The sequence below is a fragment of the Pseudomonas sp. NPDC089428 genome, from assembly GCF_044749325.1.
Taxonomy (GTDB): domain Bacteria; phylum Pseudomonadota; class Gammaproteobacteria; order Pseudomonadales; family Pseudomonadaceae; genus Aquipseudomonas.
The window spans coordinates 1-22719 of the sequence record NZ_JBIVHT010000029.1; the positions used below are offsets into that span (position 1 = coordinate 1).

Sequence of the window (22719 nt, forward strand, 5' to 3'; positions counted from 1 at the left end):
CGATGCTGCGGCGTCAGGCGTGCGGCCAGGTCCATGATCATTGCGTTGTCCTTGAATGCGAGAAGCGTTCGGAGGTTAGGGCAATGATCGAAGGGGCAGCAATGAACGGTGTGTTGAGGAAAATCAGGCGTCTGTAGGACCGGAAAACCGGGGCAATTTCACGGTTTCCTACACAGTTTGCGAGCGTCCGTCATCGGGAGGAAGGCGCCGGCTCAGCAATGGCGCTGCTTTGCGGCCGGTGTGCGACTGACAAGGGTTTTACCCACGAACCTGATGTCAAAAAGTGTCTGAATCAAGGAGTTACAAAATAGCTTGCATCCACGAGGCCCGGGCAGGCGACCTGTTCGGCTGCCCGGGCCCGCTCGGTGTCAGCGCGCCAGGCGTTTGAGCAGTGCCTGGGCCGCGGCCTCGGAGGAGGCAGGGTTCTGGCCGGTGATCAGGTGGCCGTCCTCGACCACATGGCTTGCCCAGTCCGCCGCCTTGGAGTATTGGCCGCCATGGGCCTTGAGCATGTCTTCCACCAGGAATGGCACCACCTCGGTGAGCCCGACGGCCTGTTCTTCACTGTTGGCGAAGCCGGTCACGTGCTTGCCTTTGACCACCGGATGCCCGTCTGGCGCCTTGACGTGCTTGAACACGCCAGGCGCGTGGCACACGGCGGCAATCGGCTTGTTGGCGGCATAGAAGGCTTCGAGCAAAGTCTTCGAGTCGGTGTCTTCGGCCAGGTCCCACAGCGGGCCGTGGCCACCGGGGTAGAACACCGCGTCGAAATGGTAGGGGTCGATTTCACCCAGCGGCACGGTGTCGGCCAGGGCCATCTGCCCGTCGGTATCGCTGGCGAAGCGCCGGGTGGCGTCGGTCTGGGCGTCCGGTTCGTCGCTTTTCGGGTCCAGCGGGGGTTGGCCGCCTTTGGGCGAGGCGAGGGTGACGTCGGCATTGGCGTCGACGAACACGTAGTAAGGTGCGGCGAATTCCTCCAGCCAGAAGCCGGTCTTCTTGCCGGTGTCACCCAGCTGGTCGTGCGACGTGAGCACCATCAGGATCTTTTTCATGCAAGCCACTCCTCCAGAGGTGAAAAGGCAGCGCGCTGTTCGCCCTGCATAGAAAGTGGGAGGCCAGCGCACGGCAGGCGTTCCATGATAGCCCTCGAAAAGTATGCGGGGTTTGCCGCTCAGCTCAATTACCCTAGCGCCACGATCATTTCATCTATACAGGCCTGCCCATGAGCAATACGTCATTCCGCCAACCTGTCATCGCTGATGCCGAGCGCTGCTTCGCGATCGAAATCGGTGCCTACGAAGGTGATGAAGCCGCCACGCTGGAGAAGATCCGTACGCGCATCAGCCAGTACCCTGAAGGCTTCCTGCTGCTCGAAGACCCCCATGGCATCGTCGGCTTCATCAACAGTGGCTGCGCCTACGAGGTGGTGATGTCCGATGAGGCCTTCAAGGAGCTGGTCGGCCACGACCCGCAGGCGCCCAACGTGGTGATCATGTCGGTGGTGGTGGACACGGCCCATCAGGGCCAGGGCCATGCCAAGCGGCTGATGCGCGAGTTCATCACGCGCATGAAGGCGCAGGGCAAACAGACCATCCACCTGATGTGCAAGCAACAGCATGTCGAGCTGTACCGCAAGATGGGCTACCAGTACGTGCGGCCTTCGCCCTCGGACCACGGTGGCATGGCCTGGCATGAGATGGTCATGGCGCTCTGAGCCGGCCAGCGCGTTGATTCCGTGTTTAGTCATATTTAGTTACTACGGAATGACAGCCACCTGCCTGTTTGCCCCGGTTTAGAGGGGGTCGATGGCTCGATTGCCATTCAATAGTCACAAAGCTGTAACACAGCTGCTGCAAAGTGTGCCGGCCATCACACGGAGCGCTTTTTCCATGATACGCCTGATGAAGTCTGCTGCACTCGCCGTTGCCGTCTCGCTTAGCGCCACTTCGGCCTTTGCCGCAGACAACGTTCGCCTGACCGGTTCCGGCGCCAGTTTCCCTGCACCGATCTACCTGACCTGGTTCAAGGACTTCAGCAAGAACACCGCTGGCGTCACCGTCGACTACCAGTCCAAGGGGAGCGGGGCAGGTGTTCAGGACTTCCTGAACAAGACCGTCGACTTCGCCGCCAGCGACTCGGCCATGAGCGAAGCAGACATTGCCAAGGTCGGCGAGGGCGTGCAGCTGCTGCCGATGACCGCCGGTGAAATCGTCCTGGCCTACAACCTGCCGGGCAACCCGAAAGGCCTCAAGCTGCCGCGGGATGTGTACTCCAACATCTTCCTCGGCAAGATCACCAAGTGGAACGACCCACAGATCGTTGCGGCCAACCCAGAGCTGAAACTGCCTGACATGCCGATCACCGTGGTCGTGCGTGCCGACTCCAGCGGCACCAACGCGGTCTTCACCAAGCACCTGTCGGCCATCAACGCCGATTTCAAGAAAGACCTGGGTGAAGGCAACACCGTCAACTGGCCGGCCACCGACAAGTTCATCAAGTCGCCGAAGAACGACGGCGTGACCGCCACCATTCGCCAGACCCCGGGCGCCATCGGCTACATCGAATACGGCTTCGCCAAGCTGGCCAAGGTCGATTTCGCCTCGCTGCAGAACAAGGCCGGCCAATACGTCGTGCCCAACGCCGAAAGCGGTGCCGAGGCGCTGGCGGCGGTGAAGATGCCGGAAAACCTGATTGCTCACTTGCCGGACCCGGAAGGTGCCAAGTCCTACCCGATCACTTCCTACACCTGGATGATCTTCCGCAAGGACAACGGCAGCCCGGAAAAGGCCAAGGCCATGCGTGACATGGTCGAGTACGGCCTGACCCACGGTCAGAAGATCGCCGACTCGATGGGCTACATCCCGCTGCCACCGTCGGTTGTCGACGAAGTGCGCAAAGCGTCGCAAAGCATCCAGTAACACCCTCAGGCGCTCCCGGCGCGGTGTGGCCACCGTGCCGGGCGTGTTTGCCCTTAGTCCCGGAATCAGCCGAATGAACACACCTTTTGCCATACCGGATAACCCAGACTCCGCGTGCCAGCCGCCGTCCACCAAGGACTTCCTGGTCGATCGCACCTTCCGTGCCCTTGCACGTATCGGTGTGGTGCTGATTCTCGCGCTGGTATTCGCGTTGGTATACGAAGTAGGACGCAAAGCACTTCCAGGCATGGAAAAGCACGGGTTTGACGTGCTGTTTGGCAGTGTGTGGGACGTCAACCAGGGCAAATACGGCATTCTGCCCGCCATCTGGGGCACGCTTTACAGCGCCCTGATCGCCTTGTTGATCGCCGGTTTCTTCGGCGTCAGCATGGCCATTTTCCTGACCCAGGATTTCTTGCCGGCGAGGCTTGCCGCGGTGTTTCGCACCATCGTCGAGCTGCTTGCCGCCATCCCCAGCGTCGTTTACGGCCTGTGGGGCATCTATGTGGTGATTCCGGCCATCCGGCCGTTGACCGCCTGGCTGAACAGCGAGCTGGGCTGGATCCCGTTCTTTGGCACCTCCCTGAGTGGCCCCGGCCTGCTGCCGGCGGCGTTGGTGCTGGCGATCATGATCCTGCCGACCATTGCCGCGGTGTCCCAGGATGCGCTGACCAGCGTACCGATGAAGACCAAGCAAGCCGCCTACGGCATGGGCACCACCCATTGGGAAGCCATCCTCAAGGTGATGGTGCCGTCGGCCGCCACCGGCATCTTCGGCTCCCTGGTGCTGGGCCTTGGCCGCGCACTGGGCGAAACCATGGCCCTGGCCATGCTGGTGGGTAACGCCAACACCATCACCCTTTCGCTGTTTGCCCCGGCCAACACGCTGGCAGCCTTGCTGGCGCTGAACTTCCCGGAAGCCGGGCCGAACGAGGTCGAAGTGCTGATGTATGCCGCACTGGTCCTGATGTTCATCACCTTGCTGGTGAACGTGTTCGGGTCGCTGATCATGCTCTACGCCCAGCGGGGTAACAAACAATGACTGACCTGACCGCGGCATCCACCGCATTGCCCAGCCTGCAGCGCCGCTTCGAAGGCCGCGCCCTGCGCAGCCTGGTGCTGACCACCCTGGTCTGGTGCGTGGCCCTGCTGGCCAGCGTGCCGCTGATTTCCGTGCTGTACATGCTGATTTCCCGCGGCGGTGCGCGCCTGAACCTGGAAGTGTTCACCGAGCTGCCACCCACCGGCTTCGAGATGGGCGGTGGTTTTGGTAACGCCATGGCCGGTACCTTCGCCATGGTCGGTATTGCCGCCGCCATCGCGGTGCCGGTCGGCATCCTGGCGGCGGTGTTCCTCGCCGAACTCGGGCCCGAGAGCAAACTGGCGAACGCCTCGCGCTTTGCGGCGAAGATGCTCACCGGCCTGCCGTCGATCCTCGCCGGTGTATTCGCCTACGCCCTGGTGGTGATGACCACCGGTACCTACTCGGCCCCGGCCGGTGGCGTGGCACTGGCGGTACTGATGCTGCCAATCGTCGTGCTGACCGCTGAAGAAGCCATGAAGATGGTGCCCAAGATCATGAAGGACGCCGCTTACGGCATGGGCTGCACCCGCGCCCAGGTGATCTGGAAGATCGTCCTGCCGACCGGCATGCCGGCCATCCTCACCGGCGTCATGCTGGCGGTGGCCCGCGCTGCGGGTGAAACGGCGCCGCTGCTGTTCACCGCACTGTTCAGCAACTACTGGATCTACCACGACGGCAGCCTGGCCGTCATGAACCCCACGGCATCGCTTGCCGTACTGATCTACAACTTCTCCGGCATGCCGTTCGACAACCAGCTGGAGCTCGCCTGGGCGGCGTCGCTGGTGTTGGTGATGATCGTGCTGGTAGTCAACATTCTTAGCCGTATCTTCGGCAAGCCCAAGTACTGAGAAAGGGAGCATTCGACCGTGAACGTATCAACAGCGCAAAGAGCCGCTCCCTTGGTCAGCGAAGCGCCAATCGTCATGGACTGCAAGCTGGACAAGATCTTCTACGGCAACTTCATGGCGGTCCGCGACAGCCATGTGCCGATCAGGAAAAACGAGATCACCGGCTTCATCGGCCCGTCCGGCTGCGGCAAGAGTACCGTGCTGCGCAGCCTCAACCGCATGAACGACCTGGTCAAAGGCTTCCGCTTCGAGGGCCATGTGCACTTCCTCGGCCAGGATGTCTATGGCAAGGGTGTGGACCCGGTGGTGGTGCGCCGCTACATCGGCATGGTGTTCCAGCAGCCGAACCCGTTCTCCATGAGCATCTTCGACAACGTCGCCTTCGGCCTGCGCCTGAACCGCTACAAGGGTGACATCGGCGACCGCGTCAAGCACGCCCTGCAAGGCGCTGCGCTGTGGGACGAGGTCAAGGACAAGCTCAAGGTCAGCGGCCTGTCGCTGTCCGGCGGCCAGCAGCAGCGCCTGTGCATCGCCCGCGCCATCGCCACCGAGCCAGAAGTGCTGCTGCTCGACGAGCCATGCTCGGCACTCGACCCGATCGCGACCCGCCGCGTGGAAGAGCTGATGGTCGAGCTGAAGAAGGACTACACCATCGCCCTGGTGACCCACAACATGCAGCAGGCGATCCGGGTGGCCGACACCACGGCGTTCTTCTCGGTGGACATCTCCCAGGGCACCCGCACCGGTTACCTGGTGGAGATGGGCCCGACCACGCAGATCTTCCAGAACCCGCGTGAACAGCTGACCAGTGACTACATCAGCGGCAAGTTCAGCTGAACCCGCCAGGCGACCCGCCCCGCAGGCCAGGATGGCCGAGCGGGGCGGGTCGCTTTTACCTCTGTTCTGTTTCAAGAGATTACCAATGGATGCGACATGTCGTCTTGACCTGCCAGCGGTAGAGCGCGCACTGCGCGAGGTGCAGGGCCGCTTTGGCGAACTCAGCCAACACTTCACCGAGCCGCGTGATCCGTTCACCGACGAGGTGCTGCTCAATGTGCTTGAAGGCTATGCCCTGATTGACGACTATGTCGCCCGGGGTGTGGACCTGTTCGACCTGCAGCAGCTGAACCTGATGCTGGAGATCAACGCCACCGTGCTGTGCGGCAGCGACCCGGCACGCCGCCGCGAATTCGCCCCACACCTGGCGGCCACCGAGGCACGCTTTTTCAACAACGTGGAAGGCGGCATCAAGGACTTGTACAACTGGTATTGCTCGTACCGCAGCGAGTCGATCTGGAAGCGGGCGGCCGGTGTCTATGTCCGCATCCTCAGCAAGCCGCAGTTGTTCATCGAAGGGAACAACCGCACGGGGTCGCTCATCGTCAGCTATCTGCTGATGCGTGCAGGGCTGCCGCCATTCGTGCTGACGCTGGACAACGCCGAGGGCTACTTCAACCCGTCCTCGGTCATTCGCAACTCCGCCAAGCATGGTGTGAAAGCTTTGTACGAATTGCCCAAGATCAAGAAAAAGTATGCGGCCTTCCTGGAAGCGAAGGCACCTGAACCCGAAACGTTCTTCCTGCGCGGCACCTGCGTGCCGGCCCGTCAGGGGAGCCGATGATGGAAAGGTATTCGATGCTGGAACAAGGCAAGGCCGGTGGCCGACGTGCGTGGCAAGCCATCGGGCGCAAATTCAGGCGCCCGCAGATGCGCATTTCCTTCGATATCGATGACACGCTGGCCTGCCTGCCGCACCACGCGGATGAAGAACACAGCAAGCTGCCGGCCTTCATCCACCGCTGGCTGGGCGAGCCGCTGCGCAGCGGTACGCGTTCGCTGATCCGCGACCTGCGCCGCCAGGGCTGCAGCATCTGGATCTACACCTCTTCGGGCCGCACGCCGGCATATATCCGGCGCTGGCTGATGCTTTACGGCATTCACGTCGACGGCGTGGTCAACAGTGACCGCCATCAGCATGTTCTGCAGCAGCGCGGGCTTGAGAATGCCCCCTCGAAGTACCCGCCGGCATTCGATATCGACTTGCACGTCGATGATTCCGAAGGGGTCGGGATCGAGGGCTTTGACCACGGTTTCCGCGTGGTCGTGGTCAACCCGGAAGATGACAGCTGGGCGCAGAAGGTCATGGACGCTGCCGAGCAGGTGCAGGCCCAGTTGGCCTGGCAGCAGCCGCAGCGGTTCGAAATGCCTGGGGTGCGGCGGTCGCAGGCATTGGCTTCTTGAGCATTCGAGCGGGTTGCGAAAAGACAGAGGAATGCAGCGCCTGGGAGATCGAGCGCCGCCCATCTCAAGTCAGGCAAAGCCTCAGTGCTGCGCACTCTCGACAGCAATACTTTCGCCAGACACTTCAAGGTACCCGGCACTGCGATTGGCAATGGCATAGTGGATCAACCCGCCCAGCCCTGCGCCAAAGAACCATGAGAACTGCGACAGCGTCTCGAACGCCGGCACCAGCGCCAGCAGGATGGCGATCAGCGCAGCCGGGATGAACGCCGCCACTGCACGCAGGTTGACCCCGCCACGGTAGTGATAGGTACCTTCAGGGCTTTCGCTATACAGCTCAGGCAGGTTCACCCGGCCACGGCGCACCAGGTAGTAGTCGGTGACCATGATGCCGTACAGCGGGCCGAGCAGGGCGCCCAGGCCGCCGAGGAAGTACACGATCACCGACGGGCTGTTGTACAGGTGCCAGGGTAGGATCACCACCGCGATGCTGGCGCTGAGCAAGCCCGCGCGGCGGAAGTTCAGCACCTTCGGTGCCAGGTTGGTGAGCACGAAGGCCGGGGCGACGAAGTTGGCCATGATGTTCACCGCCACGGTGACGATCAGGAAGGCCAGGCAGGCCAGCACCAGGCCGCCGGTGTTCGGGATGGCGGCGACGATTTCGCTCGGGCTCTGCACCAGCTTGCCGTCGATGCTGAACTGCGCACCGGCGAGCACCACGGCAATCAGCGCGAAGCCGAGCATGTTCACCGGCAGGCCCCAGAAGTTGCCCACGCTGATCGTGCGGCGATCCGGGCAGTTACGCGTGAAGTCGCAGAAGTTGAGGATCATGGTGCCGTACAGCGACACCCACAGCGCAGCGGCGCCGAACACTTTCAGCCACATGGCAGAGCCGGTCGGCGCGTTGCCGCTGGACCAGGCAATCGACAGGCCGCTGCGCCAGTACATCCAGCCCGCCAGGCTGCTGAAGGCGACCAGGATGATCGGCCCGGCGAGGGATTCGAAGCGGCGCACCATCTCCATGCCGTAGGCGAAGATCGCCACCTGCACGCACCAGATGCCGAGGAAGGTGACCCAGCCCAGGGTCGACAGGCCGAGTATCGCGTTCTGGTCGTAGGGCTTGAGGTCTGGCGCGATGGCGGTGAGCAGCACGCGCAGCACCACCGAGGCGAGGTAGGTCTGGATGCCGAACCAGGCAATGGCGATCACCGCGCGGATCAGTGCCGGGATCTGCGCGCCGTGGATGCCAAAGCTGATCCGGCACATGACGGGGTAGGGCAGGCCGGTCTTCTGCCCCATGTAGCCGGACAGGTTCATCAGGCCGTAGATCACCAGCGCGCCGAGGGCGAAGGCGGTGAGGATCTGCGCGCCGCTCATGCCCAGGGCGAACAGGCCGATGGCGAAGGAGTAGTTGGCGATGTTGTGCACATCGTTGGTCCACAGCGCAAACAGGCTGTAGCGCCCCCAGGTGCGATTGGCCGCACGGGTCGGTGCGAGGTCGGTGCTGTACAGGCGCGGGCTCAGTTGCGACTGACTCGACCCGGCGGTTTCGGCGGGGAGATCGGCAAGCTGGCCAACATCGGAACGGGAAATCGACGCCATCGGGACTCCATGATGGTTGTGTACTTTTATTGTTTGTATTTGTATACAAACAAGATTCGTACCAACCCATGAGCGGGGTGGAATTAACGGTCTTGGCGCTTCATTTTCCGGATAAATGCGTGAAAAGCTGAGCGTTCAAGTGGGAAAAATGTGCACGCTTAATGTGCACAGTTGTTACCACCCGCACCAGAAGTGTTGAACAAGTGGCTTGCCGGGAATGTTCCGCATAAGCTTGTGGCAGGTTGCCATGGAGGTCTGTCGATGTCGCATCTACCGCTCGCGCTGGGTCTGTTACTTGCTGCCACTGTGGTCGAAGCGGCGCCGCTGCAGGTGCCCACCCCGGCCCAGCTCAGGAGCCAGCTCGAAAGCCTCAAGCCTGGTCAGTTTCTCTGGTACCCGCAGGTCTCGCCGGTGGGGCCGGTGACCGTGGTGGTCAGCCTCACCGAGCAACGTGCCTACGTCTATCGCAATGGCATCGCCATTGGCGTCAGCACCGTGAGCAGCGGCAAGGCAGGCCGGGAAACCCCCACCGGGGTCTTCAGCATTCTGCAGAAGAAGGTCGAACACCAATCGAGCCTCTACAACAGCGCACCGATGCCGTACATGGAGCGGCTGACCTGGGACGGCATTGCCCTGCACGCGGGCCATCTGCCGGGCTACCCGGCCTCCCATGGTTGCGTGCGCCTGCCATTGGAATTTGCCAAGAAGCTGTATGAGGTCACCGGTTTCAGCTCGACCACCGTCATCGTCTCCGATACCCACAGTGCACCGGTGGAGGTGTACCACCCTGGCGTGCTTGCCCCCACGGTCAGTGCAGGCAAGGCCCAAGGCCCGCTGGTACTGAGCAACCAACAGTTCTGGAACGACCCGGACCCGACGTCAGGGCCGCTGTCGATCCTGATCAGCCGTGCCGACTTGCGCGCCTATGTGTATCGCGGCGGCCAGCTGATCGGCTCGGCGCCAGCACTCTCGTTGGAAAGCAGCCAGCAGCGCAGTGGCATGGCGGTGTTTTCGCTGCTGCAAAAACCCTCCGCCCTGGCGCTCGACGGTGCGCTACCCTTACGTTGGTCGGTGGTGGGCCTGAGCAACCCGGAATACGGGAGCACGCCCTATGAACAGTTGGGGCAATTGACCATCAACCCGGAGTTCCGCCAGCATCTGCGCGCAGCGATGGATGTCGGCACGATGCTGGTGATCACTGACTGGGCGTCGACCCGGGACACCCGCAGCGACGGAAAATTCACGGTCATCAGCACCGAAGACCGTGAAGAAGTTAAACCATTGGTCAAGAAATGATCGGCAATCCCGAAGAATTCAAGCAAAGTGGTGGCTTTGGGCCGCAAGCCAGCTGACTTATTGCTGACAGGCCGTTACCGGGGTAACCATGTCGATGTTTGAACCCTTGCGGGGAGCCGTCCGGCTCTCGGTGGCCAGTGTTGGCCTGTTTTTCCTGGGTGCCTGGCAAATCGCCCAGGCACAACCGCTGCCCAGTGCCGCCGAACTGCAGCAGCTGGCACCGAACGCCAGCCTGTCGACCCTGGCCCTGGCCCTCACCGCCTATGCCTGTGCCAGCCACAGCGAGGCGGACAAGTTGCTGACAGTGATCGATTACTCCAAGGCCTCGCGGGACAAGCGCCTGTGGGTGTTCGACCTGCGCGCACGCAAACTGCTGTTCGAGGAATGGGTCGCCCATGGCAAGAACAGCGGTGCCGATGTACCGACGACGTTCTCCAACGCCCCCAACAGTTACCAGTCCTCTCTCGGCCTGTATGAAACCGGCCAGATCTACAGCGGCAAGCACGGCCGCTCGCTGCGCCTGCAGGGGCTGGAGCCGGGGTTCAACGACAACAGCATGTCGCGGGCGATTGTCATGCACGCCGCCGCCTATGCCGACCCCAAGGTCGTGCCCGGCCTGGGGCGCCTGGGGCGCAGCCAGGGCTGCCCGGCCGTGCGGCCGGCGATTGCCGGCAAGCTGATCGACACGCTGCAGCGCGGCAGCTATGTGTTTGCCTACTACCCGCAGCAGGACTGGCTGAAGACATCACGCTACCTCAACGCCCAGAGCTGCCCGCTGGCGAGCCAATCGATCGCCAGCAAATAGCGAAAAGGGCGGCGCTCAGATCGAGCGCTGGTTGACGCGGGCAGAGAGCTGCTCGGCGCTTTCCTTGCGCTCCGAATAGCGGTCCACCAGGAATGCCTGGCGGTCGCGCAGCAGTACGGTGAACTTCACCAGTTCCTCCATCACATCCACCACGCGGTCGTAGTACGGCGAAGGCTTCATCCGCCCGGCGTCGTCAAACTCCAGGTAGGCTTTGGGGACCGAAGACTGGTTGGGTATGGTGAACATGCGCATCCAGCGGCCAAGCACGCGCAGCTGGTTGACCACGTTGAACGATTGCGAGCCGCCACACACCTGCATGACGGCCAGGGTCTTACCCTGGGTGGGGCGCACCGCACCCAGGGCCAGGGGGACCCAGTCGATCTGCGCCTTGAACACCGCAGACATCGCACCATGGCGCTCTGGCGAGCACCAGACCTGGCCTTCCGACCATTGCACCAGGTCACGCAGTTCCTGCACCTTGGGGTGCTCGACAGGTACATCGTCAGGCAGCGGCAGGCCCGACGGATTGAAGATGCGCGTTTCGGCACCGAAGTGCTCCAGCAGGCGTGCGGCTTCTTCCACCAGCAAGCGACTGAAGGAGCGTTCGCGGGTCGAGCCATACAGCAGCAGGATGCGCGGTTTGTGCGTGCTGGAGCCGGGCGCCGCTGGCGGCCCATCGAACAGCGCGAGGTCGAGGTTAGGCAGTTGCTCGGACATGTTTGCTCCTGCTCAAAGGGTACCGATGCGATCCAGCTCTTGCTTGAGCTGCTCACGGTCCAGGGTGTCGAAAGGCAGCGCGAAGAACGCCTGGCAGCGCGACTCGATGCGGGCCAGCGTGGCGCGGAACGCAGCGTCGACCGTGGCCTCGTCACCCACCACATCGGACGGATCCTCCAGCCCCCAGTGCGCCTTCAGCGCCGGGCCGAAATACACCGGGCACGCTTCGCCGGCCGCCTTGTCGCACACGGTGATGACGATGTCGGGTGGGCAATCCTCGAACGCCTCATTGCCCTTGCTGCTCAACCCATCCGTCGAGATACCGGCGTGCTGCAAGGTGCTCAGGCTGCGCGGCAACACCTGGCCTTTCGGGAAGCTGCCGGAACTGACGGCTGCAAACGGATGGGGCGCCAAGTGGTTGAACATGGCCTCGGAAAGGATGCTGCGGCAACTGTTGGCCGTGCACATGAACAGGACTCGCATGGAGGGCTCCTCCGCTTCGTGGCGGGTGTCAGAGGCTAAGGCGCAATGCCAAAGCGCAAAGGGTGATCAGCAGAACCGGCAGCGTCAGCAGGATGCCGACTTTGAAGTAGTAACCCCAGGTGATGCGCACGCCTTTGCGTTCCAGCACATGCAGCCAGAGCAGCGTGGCGAGGCTGCCGATGGGGGTGATTTTCGGGCCGAGGTCGCAGCCGATGACGTTGGCGTAGATCATCGCCTCGCGCACCAGCCCCTGCGCCTCGCTGGCCTGGATCGACAAGGCGCCGACCAGCACGCTGGGCATGTTGTTCATGACCGATGACAGTGCTGCAGCGATCAACCCGGTCCCGATGGCAGCACTCCATAGCCCTTGCTGCGCAAGGCGGTCGAGCAGGTGGGTGAGCAAATCGGTGAGGCCGGCGTTCTTCAGCCCGTAGACCACCAGGTACATGCCGAGCGAAAAGATCACCACCTGCCAGGGCGCTTCGCGCAGCACACGGCGGGTCGAGATGCGGTGGCCACGGGCAGCGACGGCAAACAGGATCGCTGCACAGGCAGCGGCTACCGCACTGATCGGGATGCCCAGCGGATCCAGGGCAAACAGGCCGATCAGCAACACCAGCAACACCCAGCCACCGACGTTGAAGGTGGCACGGTCATGAATCGCTTCGCTGGGCTGCTTCAGGGCCGCGACCGTGTAGTGCCTGGGGATATCACGGCGGAAAAACAGCCACAGCACCAGCAGGGTCGCGGCCACACTGGCAAGATTCACCGGCACCATCACCGAGGCGTATTCGGCGAAGCCCAGCTTGAAGTAGTCCGCCGACACGATGTTCACCAGGTTGGAGACCACCAGTGGCAGGCTCGCCGTGTCGGCAATGAAGCCTGCGGCCATGACGAAGGCCAGCGTCGCAGCGGGCGAAAAACGCAGCGCCAGCAGCATCGACATGACGATGGGCGTGAGGATCAGTGCTGCGCCATCGTTGGCGAACAACGCCGACACGGCGGCACCCAGCAGCACGCAGAAGGCGAACAGGCGGTGGCCGCTGCCGTTTGCCCAGCGCGCCACATGCAGCGCGGCCCACTCGAAGAAACCGGCCTCGTCCAGCAGCAGGCTGATGATGATGACGGCAATGAAGGTGGCGGTGGCGTTCCAGACAATGGCCCACACGGCCGGGATGTCGTGCAGCGAAACTGCACCGGCCGCCAGGGCGATGAGGGCACCGAGCGCGGCACTCCAGCCGACGCCCAGCCCCTTCGGTTGCCAGATGACCAGGATGAGGGTGAAAACAAAGACTGCAATGGCGACCAGCATGAACACCTCGCTCGACGTTGATCAGCAGCAGGCAGCGTCACGGACGGGGCGGCCGTCCATGTTCTGCAGGCGCAGGGTGTTCTCGGCCAGCCATTGCGCGTTGGCCTGCAAGGTCACCTGCAACATCTCGTGCACCCAGGCGGGCAGTTCCGGGTTCAGGCGGTAATACACCCATTGCCCCTGGCGGCGATCCAGCAGCATGCCACTGCTGCGCAGCTGCGCCAGATGGCGACTGATCTTCGGTTGGCTGTCGTTCAGCGCACACATCAATTCGCAGACACAGAGCTCACCCAGCCCTGCGATCAGCAGGGTGGCGCGGCTGCGGGTTTCGTCCGACAGGCACTTGAAGACATCGGGTGGAGTAAGCATGGCAACACCAAGACATATGGAAATTCGAATATACGGATTTTCATATATGAAATGCAACCACGTGTGTGGAGGCAAGCTGAGGTCAGGGCTGCCCCGACTGGAACAACGCCCGGACTACCTCCCTGAGCCAGCGGTTGCCGCTGTCCTGATGGTAACGCGCATGCCAGTGCTGCTTGACTGTGAAGCCTTCTACCGCAAACGGGCAGTCATGCACCCGCAGCCCATGCATGTCGGCAAGTGTCTGGCCGATATGCCGAGGCAGCGTCGCCACCAGGTCGGTCGACCCGACAATCATCCCAAGGCCAAGAAAGGCCGGCAGTTCGAGCATGATCCTGCGCTCGATCCCGGCCCGCGCCAAGCCGGCCTCCAGCAACTTCTGCCCGGTCCCGGCGCTGATCTGCACGTGCCCTTCGGCACGGTACTGGGCCACGCCCATGCCGTTGGCCAGGCGCGGGTGCTGCCGGTTGCTCAGGCACACCCAATCCTGTTCGAACAGCATCTGCTGATACATGCCGCCACCCAGCCAGGGTACAAAGCCGATGGCCAGGTCCGCTTCGCCCGACTCCAGGGCGCTCTCGGTATTGCCATCGATCCGCGCCGCTTCCAGGCGAATGCCCGGGGCATGGCTGCGCAAGTGGTTGAGGATACTGGGCAGCAAGGTGATATGGCTGGCATCGCTGACGCACAGGCGAAAGCGCCGCTGCGCCGTGGCCGGTATGAACTGCGGTGCCCAGGCGGTTAGGCGGCGCAGCGATTCCAGCACTTCGCGGCACGGCCCGATCAACTGGTCGGCCCGCGGGGTAGGGGCCATGCCGCCCGGCGTGCGCACGAACAACGGGTCGTTCAACTGCTCGCGCAGGCGCGCCAGCCAGATGCTGATGGTCGGCTGGCTCTGGCCGAGCTGCTCGGCGGCGCGGGTCACGCTGCGGCACTGGTACAGCACCTCGAACAACTGCAACAACTTGGGTTCCGGCAGGGGCTCCAGCGTGGTCATTATTGCGAATCTCAATAGCGGTATTAACGCCATTGTATAGCTCAAATAAGCCTCGCTGCATAAGGTAGTCGCAAACCACAGGAGGTCTGCGACGTGAAAATCTGCATTCTGGGGGCCGGAGCCCTGGGTTGCGCCATTGGCGCGGCCTTGAGCGAGGCGGGGCATGAAACCTGGCTGTTGAACCGTGGCCGTGCCCATGTGGAGGCGATGAACCAGCACGGGTTGCAGGTTCAGGACGAACGCGGCGAGCGCCACGTGCGGGTCAATGCCGCGATCGACGCCGAAGACGTCGGCGTGGCTGACCTGGTGGTGGTGCTGGTCAAGTCGTTCCACACCGCCGAGGCCATTGCCGGCGCCAGCGCGCTGATCGGGCCGCAGACACTGGTGCTGTCGCTGCAGAACGGCCTGGGCCACGAGGATATCCTGGCCGAAGCCGTAGGGCGCGAACGGGTGTTGGCGGGCAAGACCTACGTCGGCGGCGTGCTGCTGGCGCCGGGTTCGATACGCGCTGGCGTGGCGGGCAAGCATACCTTCATCGGCGAGCTGGACGGCCAGCTGACGCCCCGCGTGCAAGCCATTGCCGCGGCCTTCAGCGGCGCCGGGTTGGCCACCACGGTCAGCGACAACATCCTTGGCACCATGTGGGACAAGCTGCTGGTCAACGTTGCCACCGGCGCGCTGAGCGGCATCACCATGCTCAGCTACGGCCAGCTGTACAGCGAGCCGCTGCTGGAGAACACCGCCAAGGCGGCGGTGGCCGAAGCCATCGCCGTGGCCGAGCGCGCCGGCATCCGTCTGACCCTGACCAGCCCCGAGGCCGCCTGGACGTTGGCCGCCGAAGGCCTGCCGGCGAGCTTCCGCACCTCGATGCTGCAGAGCCTGGAAAAGGGCTCGATCACCGAAATCGACTACATCAACGGCGCTGTCGTGCGCTGGGGCCAGCGCCACGGCGTGGCCACGCCGGTCAACGCGACCCTGGTGGCCTGTATCAAGGGCATCGAACGCGCCATGGCCGATCACCAGAAAAGGGAAAACCCATGAGCCAGCCAAAAGCCTACCTCGAACACGTCGCATTCTGGGTGCGTGACATCCAGTGGCACATCCGCTTCTTCAGCGAAGTGTGCGGCATGACCATGCGCGAAGTGCAGGGCGACGTCGAGCAGCCCGCGCAGTACTGGACCCTCGGTGGCCTGCAGTTCATCCACCAGCCGGACTTCGCCGGCCCGGAAGGGCGCATGGCGCATCTGGGCATCATGTGCGAAGACCTCGAGGCCACCCTGGCGGCCGCCCAGCGCTTCGGCGTCAGCCAAATGCCCCAGGGCCACAACTGGCTGCGCCTGCCCGACGGCCTGGCGGTGGAGTTCATCCAGGCGATGCCGGCCAAGTGCGTCGCCCAGGCCCTGGCCATTGACCCGCGGGCCGAGGTGCAGGCATGAGCGTGGTGGAAAAATACTGGGACGATGCCCGCGAAGGCGACGAGTGCATCAGCCCCACCTATACCGTGACCCGTGAGCGCATCCTGGCCTACGCCGACCTCACCGGTGACCGCACCCCGGTGCACGTCGACGAGGACTATGCCAATGCCAGCCACTTCGGCTGCCTGGTTGCCCACGGCCTGTTCGGGCTGTCCATCGCCGATGGCCTGAAAACCCAGTGCGAGTACCGCTTCCTGCCGGGCATGTCGCTGGGCTGGACCTGGGACTTCGTGCGGCCGATCAAGGTCAACGATGTGCTGCACGTGCGCATGCGCGTGGGGGCGATGCGCCCGAGCAACAGCCGCCCGGGCTGGGGCATCGTGGTCTTGCCGTCGGAACTGATCAACCAGCACGGCGAAGTCGTGCAGCGCGGTGAGCACCGCCTGATGGTGCCCAGGAGGGTGGAAGCATGAGCCAGGCATTGCCATTGGCGGGTATCCGCGTCATCGATTACAGCCACTTCCTTGCCGGGCCCTATGTGGGCCGCTGCCTGGCGGCGCTGGGCGCCGAGGTGATCAAGGTCGAACGGCCGGGCAGCGGCGATGCCGGCCGCCAGCACGCGTTCACCCTGGATGACCAGCAGAGTGGTTACTTCCTGCAGTTGAACATGGGCAAGCAGGGCGTCAGCGTGAACATGAAGGACCCGCGCGGCAAGGCCTTCATGCAGCGCTTGACCGACTCGGCCGACGTGTTCATCGAAAACTACCGCCCCGGTGCCCTGGACAAACTGGGCCTGGGCTATGCCGAACTGGCCGCGCGCAATCCGCGCCTGGTGTATTGCTCGATTTCCGCCTACGGCCATACCGGGCCAGACGCACACCGCGCCGGCTTCGGGCTGATCGCCGAGGCCAAGAGCGGGATCATGCAGATGGTCGGCGTACCCGGCGAAGCGCCGCCGCTGCTGCGGATTTCCCTGGGCGACATGTACACCGGTATCCATGCCGTGGCCGCGATCAATGCGGCGTTGCTGGGCCGGGTCAGCAGCGGCCGTGGGCAGCATATCGACATGGCCCTGTACGACACGCTGGTGTCGATGCATGAGTACGCGGTGCAGTGCTACACCTTGTCCGACGGCACCGTGCTGCCCGAGCAGACTGGCCATGACATGCCCACCTCGACCTTGTACGGCGTGTTCCGCGCCGCCGATGGCGACCTGGTGATCGCGGCCCAGGTCGACGATGCCTGGCAGCGCTTTGCCGCCATGCTTGAAGCCAATGGCGGCCCGCCCGGGTTTGGCAGCGACAAGCGCTACCACAGCCTCAACGGTCGCAATGCCCACCGCCAGGCGATCCTGGCCGTGGTCCGCGACTGGGTCGGCGCCCGGCAGGTGGCCGAAATCCTGCAACTGCTGGATGGCATCGACATCCCCAGTGCCAAGGTGCAGCGCATCGACGAGGTGCTGGCCGACCCGCAGATCCAGGCGCGCAACATGGTCATCGAACAGCAGCACCCGCGCTACGGCACCTTGCGCCTGCCCAACCTGCCGTTCCGCTTTTCCGACTGCGACACGACGATCCACCAGGTGGCCCCGGACCTTGGCCAGCACAACGCCGAAGTGGCCGCGGCACTTGGCTTCAGCCCTGAAGAAATCACCGCCATGCAGGCAGACGGTGTGCTGTTCACCCACGGAGATGCACGATGAGCGACCGCTACGCAGTGATCGGCCGGCCGATCAACCACACCAAGTCCCCCTTGATTCATGGCCTGTTCGCCGAGGCCAGCGGCCAGACCCTGGAGTACGGCGCCATCGAGGGCGAACTCGAGGGCTTCGAGGCCCAGGTACTGCAATTTCGCAGTGATGGCGGGCTGGGCATGAACGTCACCGCGCCGTTCAAGCTGCGCGCCTTCGAACTGGCCGACCGGCGCAGCGAGCGTGCGCAGCTGGCACGGGCGGCCAATGCGCTGAAATTCGAGGATGGCCGCATCGTTGCCGAAAACTTCGATGGCATCGGCCTGCTGCGGGATATCGAACAGAACCTGGGCGAACCGCTGCGCAACCGCCGGGTGCTGTTGCTCGGTGCCGGTGGCGCGGTGCGCGGCGCCCTGCTGCCGTTCCTGCAGGCCGGTCCGGGTGAACTGGTGATCGCCAACCGCGACATGGCCAAGGCACTGACCTTGCGCAACGAGCTGGATCATCCGTTGCTGCGTATCAGCCGTTATGAGGAACTGGAGGGGCAAGCTTTCGATATCGTGGTCAACGCCACTTCCGCGAGCCTGACCGGTGAGTTGCCGCCGCTGCCCGCTGATGTGCTGGGCCAGGCGCGCCTGGCCTATGAGCTGGCATACGGCAAAGGCCTGACACCGTTCCTGCGCATGGCCCGGGAGCAAGGTGTGGCGCGCCTGGCCGATGGGGTCGGCATGCTGGTGGAGCAGGCGGCAGAGGCGTTTGCCTGGTGGCGCGGGGTACGGCCTGAAACCCGTGCCGTGATCGACCGCCTGACCATCCCCCTGGAGTGAGCCATGGCCGCCAATGTCTTGATGCTGCACGGCATCAACCACAACATGTTCGGCAAGCGCGACCCGCGCCAGTACGGCACGGCCACCCTTGCCGACATCGATCAAGCCCTGCAGGCGTTGGGCGAGGAGCTCGGCGCGCGGGTCGAGAGCTTCCAGACCAACTACGAAGGGGCGATGTGCGAGCGCATCCATCGGGCTTATGAGGAGCGGGTGGATGCCGTGCTGATCAATGCCGGGGCCTGGACCCACTACAGCTACGGCATTCGTGATGCTCTGGCCATTGTCGAGGCGCCGGTGGTTGAAGTGCATATGTCGAACATCCATGCTAGAGAGCCGTTCCGCCATCACTCGGTGTTCGCCGAGGTGGTGCGCGGGCAGATCTGCGGATTTGGTGTCGAGACCTACCTGCTGGCACTGCGTGCCGCATTGAAGATGATCTGAACATTCATGCAGAACCTGTGGGAGCGGGCTCGCCCGCGAACACCGGCGAAGCCGGTGCCAGTCACCGCGGTGCCAGCTTCGCGGGCAAGCCCGCTTCCACAGGGAGGTGATTGCCCACTTCCCATGCCCCAGCAGAAGGACCTGTAACCTTGGCAAATCCAGCAGTCCCGAACCCCGCCCGCCAAGCCACCGGCATCGCCTTGCTGGTCGCCGTCACCTTCTTCATGGAAAATCTCGACGCTACCGTCATCGCCACGGCGCTGCCGCAGATGGCCAGCGACTTCGGCGAGAACCCGGTGAGCCTGAACATCGGCATCAGTGCCTATCTGCTGGCGGTGGCAGTGTTCATCCCGCTCAGTGGCTGGGTGGCCGACCGTTTTGGCGCCCGCCAGGTGTTCGCCGGGGCCATCGGCCTGTTTACCCTGGCCTCGTGGCTCTGCGGCCTGGCCCCCAACCTGGAAACGTTCGTCGCCGCGCGGGTGCTGCAAGGCATTGGCGGTGCGCTGATGGTGCCGGTCGGCCGGCTGGTGGTGCTGCGTACCACCGAGAAGCAGGACCTGGTGAAAATGCTCGCGGTGATCACCTGGCCCGGGCTGGTGGCGCCGGTACTGGGCCCGCCCATCGGCGGGCTGATCGTCACGCACCTGGCGTGGCCATGGATCTTCTACCTGAACATCCCGCTTGGCCTGCTGGCCATGGCGGCAGCGTGGTGGCTGATTCCCGCCACCTGTTGCAGCGAAGCACGGCGCTTCGACCTGCTGGGCTTCGTGTGGCTCGCCTCGGCCTGCGCCGCGTGGCTGATCGGCCTGGAAATGCTCGGTTCACTGGGCGCTGGCAGCCTGCGTGCCGGGGCGGCACTGGTGGCCTTGGGCGGGCTGCTGAGCTGGCTGGCGATCCGCCATTGCCAGCGCCACCCGGCACCGCTGTTGCCACTGGCGGCCCTGAGCATCGCCACGTTCCGGGCCAGTATCGTTGGCGGCACATTGTTCCGCCTGTCGATCAGCGCCTTGCCGTTCCTCATTCCGCTGTTGCTGCAGGTCGGTTTTGGCCTGTCTGCGGTGGATGCCGGCTTGCTGGTGCTGGCGATCTTCGCCGGCAACCTGGCCATGAAGCCGTTCACCACCGGCTTGCTGCGCCGCTATGGTTTCCGCCGGGTGTTGCTGGTCAATGGCCTGATCGGTGTCGGCTGCATCCTGGCCTGCCTGGGGTTGCAGCAGGGCATGCCGTGGTACTGGATGGCACTGGTGCTGTTCGTAGGCGGGCTGTCGCGTTCGATGCAGTTCACCACCTACAACGCTGTCGGTTTCTCTGAAGTGCCCAAGCAGCAGATGGGGGAGGCGTCGACGCTGTTCAGCATGTTCTTCCAGCTGGCGATGGCCTTGGGCGTTGCCGTGGTGGCGCTGCTGTTGAGGGTGTCGATGATGGTGCGCGGCGCTGAGGGCGGGATGACAGTCAGCGACTTCCACTGGGCACTGCTCGGTGTGGCGCTGATTGCCTGTGTCGCGCTGGTCGATGCCGTGCGCCTGCCCGGCAATGCCGGCGAGCAGGTATTGCGCACCTGATCGGCATTGCGGCCACCTGGGTGGCCGCAATGCCCGGGGTTATCAGGTCTACACGGCGCTGGTTGCCGGGGCCTTGCGCTTGCTCATCAGCCCGTAGTAGCAGGCTGCCGGGAACAGCAGACCAACCACCCAGGCAAGGTCAACGCCCTGCAGCGAGGCCGCGACCGGCCCCACGTAGAGGGAGGTGTTCATGAACGGGATCTCCAACGCGATGGTGGCGAGGAACACGCCGACCGCGATCCCGTTCACCCGGCCATAAATGCCCGCGGGGTCGAAGATGTCGGCAATCTGGTAGACCCCTTTGCGCAGCGCGTAGTAGTCCACCAGGTTGATTGCGGTCCAAGGGATCAAGAAATAGCTCATGAAGAAGATGAAGTTCAGGAAGAACTGGATGAAGTCATCCTGGGCCAAGGTGCACAACGCCGTCGCCAGGGCACAGATGACCAGCATGAAGCTGGCGCGCACCCCAGGGGTGACCTTCAGCGCCGCGAACGGCTCGATCACCGTCACGGTCGACATGAAGGCGCCATACAGGTTGAACACGTTGATTGCGATCTGCCCGTAGAGCACGAACGCCACCGCCAGCAAGGTCCCGCCACCGAGCACGCCAAGCAGGTGCAGGCCGACGTTGTCGGTAAAACCGGCGACGGCCTTGGCCAGTACGGCGCCCAGCAGCATCATCCAGCTGCCGCCGATGACCGTGCCCGCGTAGCTGTACCAGAACACCTGGCGCGTGGATGTACGGGTCGGCAGATAGCGCGAGTAGTCGGCCACATACGGGGCGTATGACAGCTGCCAGGTCACCGCAATGCTCACCGAGGCCAGGAAGCTGGCCAGGTGGAAGCCTTGCGCGGTCCATTGGTCAGGCTCTATCGGCAGCGCCAGGGCGAGCAGGGTGGCGATGCCGAAGACCACGATCGACAGCAGCGACAGCAACTTCTGCAGGCGGTGGATGAGCGTGTAGCCGAATAGTGCCACCAGGAAGCACAGGCCACCGAGCAGGGCGATGTTCCCGCCATTGCCCAACGGGCTGGCGCTGGCGATGGCCTGGGCGGCCAGGAGCGTGTTGCTGACGAAGAAACCCAGGTAGATGAGCATCACGAACAACAACGGCACGATCGCGCCGAACACGCCGAACTGCGCCCGGCTCTGGATCATCTGCGGGATGCCCAACCGAGGGCCCTGGGCGGAATGCGAGGCCATGAAGATGGCGCCGATCAACGAGCCGAGCAGAATCGACAACGCGCTCCAGAACAGGTTGAGCCCCAGGCTGATCGGCAGCACACCTGCGGCCACCGTGGTGATGTTGGCGTTGGCGCCAAACCAGACGAAGAACAGCGAACGCGGTTTGCCATGGCGCTCGGCTTCCGGGATGAAGTCGATGCTTCTTTTCTCTACTTTCATGTCGTTCTCCGCTCAGCGTTGGGCAGCAAGTTGGCGTTCGAAGCGCGCAATCGTCTGAACGAACGCGTCTGGCTCGAAGGCAAGGTGGTCGGGTTCTGCGCTGAGCACTGAGGTCGCCGGCTGGTTGTTCCAGTGCTGCAGCAACTGCTCGGTGGAGAAGATTTCCAGCCCGTAGAGCCAGTTGGAGAGAATGAACAGTGCCGAGTAGTGGGCGGCGAGCGTGGTTGCCGTGCAGGCGTCGGCGACCAGCACCAGCTTGAAGTCGTGCTGGTAGGCATCGAACAGGCTGCTCATCACGCACACGTCGGTCAGTACACCGATCACCACCAGGCGCGTGATGCCGCGGCATTTCAAGGTCTGGGCCAGGCGCGTGCCGTGGAAGGCGCTGTAGCGCTGCTTGTCGATCACCACGTCGGCAGCCTGCGGTGCCAGGGCATCGATGATTTCGATGGCCGGGGTACCGGCGCGGTAAGTGGTTGGCCGGCCATGCGCATCGACCGGTTCGCCGAATGCCAGGTCGCGGCCTAGCGCATCGTTGACGTGGCGGGTGTAGAACAGCGGCAGGTTGCGCTGGCGAGCGCAGTCAATCAGCGCGGCCGCGTTGTTGATCACATTGTCGACGCGAGGCAGGGGGAAGCTGTCTTCCTTCTGCAGGTCGATCACGAGCATGGCGGTGTCTTGAGTCATCGGATTTCTTCCAGGTGCAGAACC

25 protein-coding genes are annotated in these 22719 nt (G+C 63.7%); 16 read left to right on the forward strand and 9 right to left on the reverse strand.

The window, feature by feature from the left end; genetic code table 11:
* Window positions 1–368 precede the first annotated feature (368 nt).
* Window positions 369–1052: a type 1 glutamine amidotransferase domain-containing protein gene (locus ACIPZ5_RS27140; RefSeq protein WP_400811629.1), complete on the reverse strand. Its 684-nt coding sequence runs from the start codon at window positions 1050–1052 to the stop codon at window positions 369–371.
* Between the two features lie 170 nt (window positions 1053–1222).
* On the opposite strand from ACIPZ5_RS27140, the gene ACIPZ5_RS27145 reads away from it, so the two are divergent.
* The 7 genes from ACIPZ5_RS27145 to ACIPZ5_RS27175 all read left to right on the forward strand — a co-directional run bounded on the left by ACIPZ5_RS27145 (window position 1223) and on the right by ACIPZ5_RS27175 (window position 7091).
* Window positions 1223–1714 (forward strand): GNAT family N-acetyltransferase, encoded by a 492-nt coding sequence (locus tag ACIPZ5_RS27145; RefSeq protein ID WP_261943856.1) that lies wholly within the window; start codon window positions 1223–1225, stop codon window positions 1712–1714.
* A gap of 175 nt (window positions 1715–1889) precedes the next feature.
* The gene (pstS, locus tag ACIPZ5_RS27150) at window positions 1890–2918 is read left to right on the forward strand and encodes a phosphate ABC transporter substrate-binding protein PstS (protein ID WP_400811632.1); all 1029 of its coding nucleotides are present in this window, start codon (window positions 1890–1892) and stop codon (window positions 2916–2918) included.
* A gap of 73 nt (window positions 2919–2991) precedes the next feature.
* Window positions 2992–3960 (forward strand): phosphate ABC transporter permease subunit PstC, encoded by a 969-nt coding sequence (pstC, locus tag ACIPZ5_RS27155; RefSeq protein WP_085677345.1) that lies wholly within the window; start codon window positions 2992–2994, stop codon window positions 3958–3960.
* Window positions 3957–4850, forward strand: a complete 894-nt coding sequence (gene pstA / locus ACIPZ5_RS27160; protein ID WP_085677344.1) for a phosphate ABC transporter permease PstA — start codon at window positions 3957–3959, stop codon at window positions 4848–4850. The genes pstC and pstA overlap by 4 nt, the downstream gene beginning before the upstream one ends.
* Window positions 4851–4925: 75 nt before the next feature.
* Complete coding sequence (pstB, locus tag ACIPZ5_RS27165) at window positions 4926–5687, forward strand: phosphate ABC transporter ATP-binding protein PstB (RefSeq protein WP_050437214.1); 762 nt, start codon at window positions 4926–4928, stop codon at window positions 5685–5687.
* A gap of 85 nt (window positions 5688–5772) precedes the next feature.
* Window positions 5773–6471, forward strand: a complete 699-nt coding sequence (locus ACIPZ5_RS27170) for a hypothetical protein (RefSeq protein WP_261943858.1) — start codon at window positions 5773–5775, stop codon at window positions 6469–6471.
* A complete protein-coding gene (locus ACIPZ5_RS27175; RefSeq protein ID WP_400811635.1) occupies window positions 6471–7091 on the forward strand; it encodes a hypothetical protein in 621 nt (206 codons plus the stop codon). Before ACIPZ5_RS27170 ends, ACIPZ5_RS27175 begins: the two co-directional genes overlap by 1 nt.
* 81 nt (window positions 7092–7172) lie before the next feature.
* Here ACIPZ5_RS27175 and ACIPZ5_RS27180 read toward each other — a convergent pair whose 3' ends face one another.
* Complete coding sequence (locus tag ACIPZ5_RS27180; protein ID WP_400811637.1) at window positions 7173–8693, reverse strand: NCS1 family nucleobase:cation symporter-1; 1521 nt, start codon at window positions 8691–8693, stop codon at window positions 7173–7175.
* Between the two features lie 261 nt (window positions 8694–8954).
* On the opposite strand from ACIPZ5_RS27180, the gene ACIPZ5_RS27185 reads away from it, so the two are divergent.
* Together ACIPZ5_RS27185 and ACIPZ5_RS27190 are read left to right on the forward strand one after the other, a co-directional pair.
* Entirely contained in the window at window positions 8955–9989 is a 1035-nt protein-coding gene (locus tag ACIPZ5_RS27185) for a L,D-transpeptidase (protein ID WP_400811639.1), read from the forward strand.
* 94 nt (window positions 9990–10083) lie between these two features.
* Window positions 10084–10794, forward strand: coding sequence for a murein L,D-transpeptidase catalytic domain family protein (locus ACIPZ5_RS27190; protein ID WP_400811683.1), 711 nt, complete (start codon window positions 10084–10086; stop codon window positions 10792–10794).
* 15 nt (window positions 10795–10809) lie between these two features.
* On the opposite strand, the gene arsH is transcribed toward ACIPZ5_RS27190, so the two are convergent.
* The 5 genes from arsH to ACIPZ5_RS27215 form a co-directional block, all read right to left on the reverse strand.
* Window positions 10810–11511, reverse strand: coding sequence for an arsenical resistance protein ArsH (arsH, locus tag ACIPZ5_RS27195; protein ID WP_400811642.1), 702 nt, complete (start codon window positions 11509–11511; stop codon window positions 10810–10812).
* Between the two features lie 12 nt (window positions 11512–11523).
* Complete coding sequence (locus tag ACIPZ5_RS27200; protein ID WP_400811644.1) at window positions 11524–11994, reverse strand: arsenate reductase ArsC; 471 nt, start codon at window positions 11992–11994, stop codon at window positions 11524–11526.
* Window positions 11995–12022: 28 nt separating this feature from the next.
* Window positions 12023–13306 carry an arsenic transporter gene (locus ACIPZ5_RS27205; RefSeq protein WP_400811647.1) on the reverse strand — a complete coding sequence of 428 codons (1284 nt, stop codon included), beginning with the start codon at window positions 13304–13306 and terminating at the stop codon, window positions 12023–12025.
* Window positions 13307–13327: 21 nt separating this feature from the next.
* Window positions 13328–13675: a metalloregulator ArsR/SmtB family transcription factor gene (locus ACIPZ5_RS27210; RefSeq protein ID WP_400811649.1), complete on the reverse strand. Its 348-nt coding sequence runs from the start codon at window positions 13673–13675 to the stop codon at window positions 13328–13330.
* 82 nt (window positions 13676–13757) lie between these two features.
* Window positions 13758–14669 (reverse strand): LysR family transcriptional regulator, encoded by a 912-nt coding sequence (locus tag ACIPZ5_RS27215; RefSeq protein ID WP_261943867.1) that lies wholly within the window; start codon window positions 14667–14669, stop codon window positions 13758–13760.
* A 93-nt stretch (window positions 14670–14762) separates the two neighbouring features.
* Here ACIPZ5_RS27215 and ACIPZ5_RS27220 point away from each other — a divergent pair, with 93 nt between their 5' ends.
* The 7 genes from ACIPZ5_RS27220 (at window position 14763) to ACIPZ5_RS27250 (ending at window position 20604) form a co-directional block, all read left to right on the forward strand.
* Window positions 14763–15710, forward strand: coding sequence for a ketopantoate reductase family protein (locus ACIPZ5_RS27220; RefSeq protein WP_400811652.1), 948 nt, complete (start codon window positions 14763–14765; stop codon window positions 15708–15710).
* Window positions 15707–16105 carry a VOC family protein gene (locus tag ACIPZ5_RS27225; protein WP_261943869.1) on the forward strand — a complete coding sequence of 133 codons (399 nt, stop codon included), beginning with the start codon at window positions 15707–15709 and terminating at the stop codon, window positions 16103–16105. The genes ACIPZ5_RS27220 and ACIPZ5_RS27225 overlap by 4 nt, the downstream gene beginning before the upstream one ends.
* Entirely contained in the window at window positions 16102–16557 is a 456-nt protein-coding gene (locus ACIPZ5_RS27230) for a MaoC family dehydratase (protein ID WP_400811655.1), read from the forward strand. Before ACIPZ5_RS27225 ends, ACIPZ5_RS27230 begins: the two co-directional genes overlap by 4 nt.
* Window positions 16554–17786 (forward strand): CaiB/BaiF CoA transferase family protein, encoded by a 1233-nt coding sequence (locus ACIPZ5_RS27235; protein ID WP_400811658.1) that lies wholly within the window; start codon window positions 16554–16556, stop codon window positions 17784–17786. The genes ACIPZ5_RS27230 and ACIPZ5_RS27235 overlap by 4 nt, the downstream gene beginning before the upstream one ends.
* Window positions 17783–18601 carry a shikimate dehydrogenase gene (gene aroE / locus ACIPZ5_RS27240; RefSeq protein WP_400811660.1) on the forward strand — a complete coding sequence of 273 codons (819 nt, stop codon included), beginning with the start codon at window positions 17783–17785 and terminating at the stop codon, window positions 18599–18601. The genes ACIPZ5_RS27235 and aroE overlap by 4 nt, the downstream gene beginning before the upstream one ends.
* A 3-nt stretch (window positions 18602–18604) precedes the next feature.
* Window positions 18605–19042, forward strand: coding sequence for a type II 3-dehydroquinate dehydratase (aroQ, locus tag ACIPZ5_RS27245; protein ID WP_313713579.1), 438 nt, complete (start codon window positions 18605–18607; stop codon window positions 19040–19042).
* Window positions 19043–19191: 149 nt separating this feature from the next.
* Window positions 19192–20604, forward strand: a complete 1413-nt coding sequence (locus ACIPZ5_RS27250) for an MFS transporter (RefSeq protein WP_261943874.1) — start codon at window positions 19192–19194, stop codon at window positions 20602–20604.
* 48 nt (window positions 20605–20652) lie between these two features.
* On the opposite strand, the gene ACIPZ5_RS27255 is transcribed toward ACIPZ5_RS27250, so the two are convergent.
* Both ACIPZ5_RS27255 and ACIPZ5_RS27260 read right to left on the reverse strand, forming a co-directional pair.
* Window positions 20653–22008, reverse strand: a complete 1356-nt coding sequence (locus ACIPZ5_RS27255; RefSeq protein ID WP_400811663.1) for a purine-cytosine permease family protein — start codon at window positions 22006–22008, stop codon at window positions 20653–20655.
* A 12-nt stretch (window positions 22009–22020) separates the two neighbouring features.
* The gene (locus tag ACIPZ5_RS27260; RefSeq protein WP_400811666.1) at window positions 22021–22695 is read right to left on the reverse strand and encodes a cysteine hydrolase family protein; all 675 of its coding nucleotides are present in this window, start codon (window positions 22693–22695) and stop codon (window positions 22021–22023) included.
* Window positions 22696–22719 lie beyond the last annotated feature (24 nt).

Bases quoted from the DNA above. Each gene is read 5' to 3' on its own strand.
- ACIPZ5_RS27140 (WP_400811629.1), bottom strand. From the start codon at position 1,052: ATGAAAAAGATCCTGATGGTGCTCACGTCGCACGACCAGCTGGGTGAC.
- ACIPZ5_RS27145 (WP_261943856.1), top strand. From the start codon at position 1,223: ATGAGCAATACGTCATTCCGCCAACCTGTCATCGCTGATGCCGAGCGC.
- pstS (WP_400811632.1), top strand. From the start codon at position 1,890: ATGATACGCCTGATGAAGTCTGCTGCACTCGCCGTTGCCGTCTCGCTT.
- pstC (WP_085677345.1), top strand. From the start codon at position 2,992: ATGAACACACCTTTTGCCATACCGGATAACCCAGACTCCGCGTGCCAG.
- pstA (WP_085677344.1), top strand. From the start codon at position 3,957: ATGACTGACCTGACCGCGGCATCCACCGCATTGCCCAGCCTGCAGCGC.
- pstB (WP_050437214.1), top strand. From the start codon at position 4,926: ATGGACTGCAAGCTGGACAAGATCTTCTACGGCAACTTCATGGCGGTC.
- ACIPZ5_RS27170 (WP_261943858.1), top strand. From the start codon at position 5,773: ATGGATGCGACATGTCGTCTTGACCTGCCAGCGGTAGAGCGCGCACTG.
- ACIPZ5_RS27175 (WP_400811635.1), top strand. From the start codon at position 6,471: ATGGAAAGGTATTCGATGCTGGAACAAGGCAAGGCCGGTGGCCGACGT.
- ACIPZ5_RS27180 (WP_400811637.1), bottom strand. From the start codon at position 8,693: ATGGCGTCGATTTCCCGTTCCGATGTTGGCCAGCTTGCCGATCTCCCC.
- ACIPZ5_RS27185 (WP_400811639.1), top strand. From the start codon at position 8,955: ATGTCGCATCTACCGCTCGCGCTGGGTCTGTTACTTGCTGCCACTGTG.
- ACIPZ5_RS27190 (WP_400811683.1), top strand. From the start codon at position 10,084: ATGTTTGAACCCTTGCGGGGAGCCGTCCGGCTCTCGGTGGCCAGTGTT.
- arsH (WP_400811642.1), bottom strand. From the start codon at position 11,511: ATGTCCGAGCAACTGCCTAACCTCGACCTCGCGCTGTTCGATGGGCCG.
- ACIPZ5_RS27200 (WP_400811644.1), bottom strand. From the start codon at position 11,994: ATGCGAGTCCTGTTCATGTGCACGGCCAACAGTTGCCGCAGCATCCTT.
- ACIPZ5_RS27205 (WP_400811647.1), bottom strand. From the start codon at position 13,306: ATGCTGGTCGCCATTGCAGTCTTTGTTTTCACCCTCATCCTGGTCATC.
- ACIPZ5_RS27210 (WP_400811649.1), bottom strand. From the start codon at position 13,675: ATGCTTACTCCACCCGATGTCTTCAAGTGCCTGTCGGACGAAACCCGC.
- ACIPZ5_RS27215 (WP_261943867.1), bottom strand. From the start codon at position 14,669: ATGACCACGCTGGAGCCCCTGCCGGAACCCAAGTTGTTGCAGTTGTTC.
- ACIPZ5_RS27225 (WP_261943869.1), top strand. From the start codon at position 15,707: ATGAGCCAGCCAAAAGCCTACCTCGAACACGTCGCATTCTGGGTGCGT.
- ACIPZ5_RS27230 (WP_400811655.1), top strand. From the start codon at position 16,102: ATGAGCGTGGTGGAAAAATACTGGGACGATGCCCGCGAAGGCGACGAG.
- ACIPZ5_RS27235 (WP_400811658.1), top strand. From the start codon at position 16,554: ATGAGCCAGGCATTGCCATTGGCGGGTATCCGCGTCATCGATTACAGC.
- aroE (WP_400811660.1), top strand. From the start codon at position 17,783: ATGAGCGACCGCTACGCAGTGATCGGCCGGCCGATCAACCACACCAAG.
- aroQ (WP_313713579.1), top strand. From the start codon at position 18,605: ATGGCCGCCAATGTCTTGATGCTGCACGGCATCAACCACAACATGTTC.
- ACIPZ5_RS27255 (WP_400811663.1), bottom strand. From the start codon at position 22,008: ATGAAAGTAGAGAAAAGAAGCATCGACTTCATCCCGGAAGCCGAGCGC.
- ACIPZ5_RS27260 (WP_400811666.1), bottom strand. From the start codon at position 22,695: ATGACTCAAGACACCGCCATGCTCGTGATCGACCTGCAGAAGGAAGAC.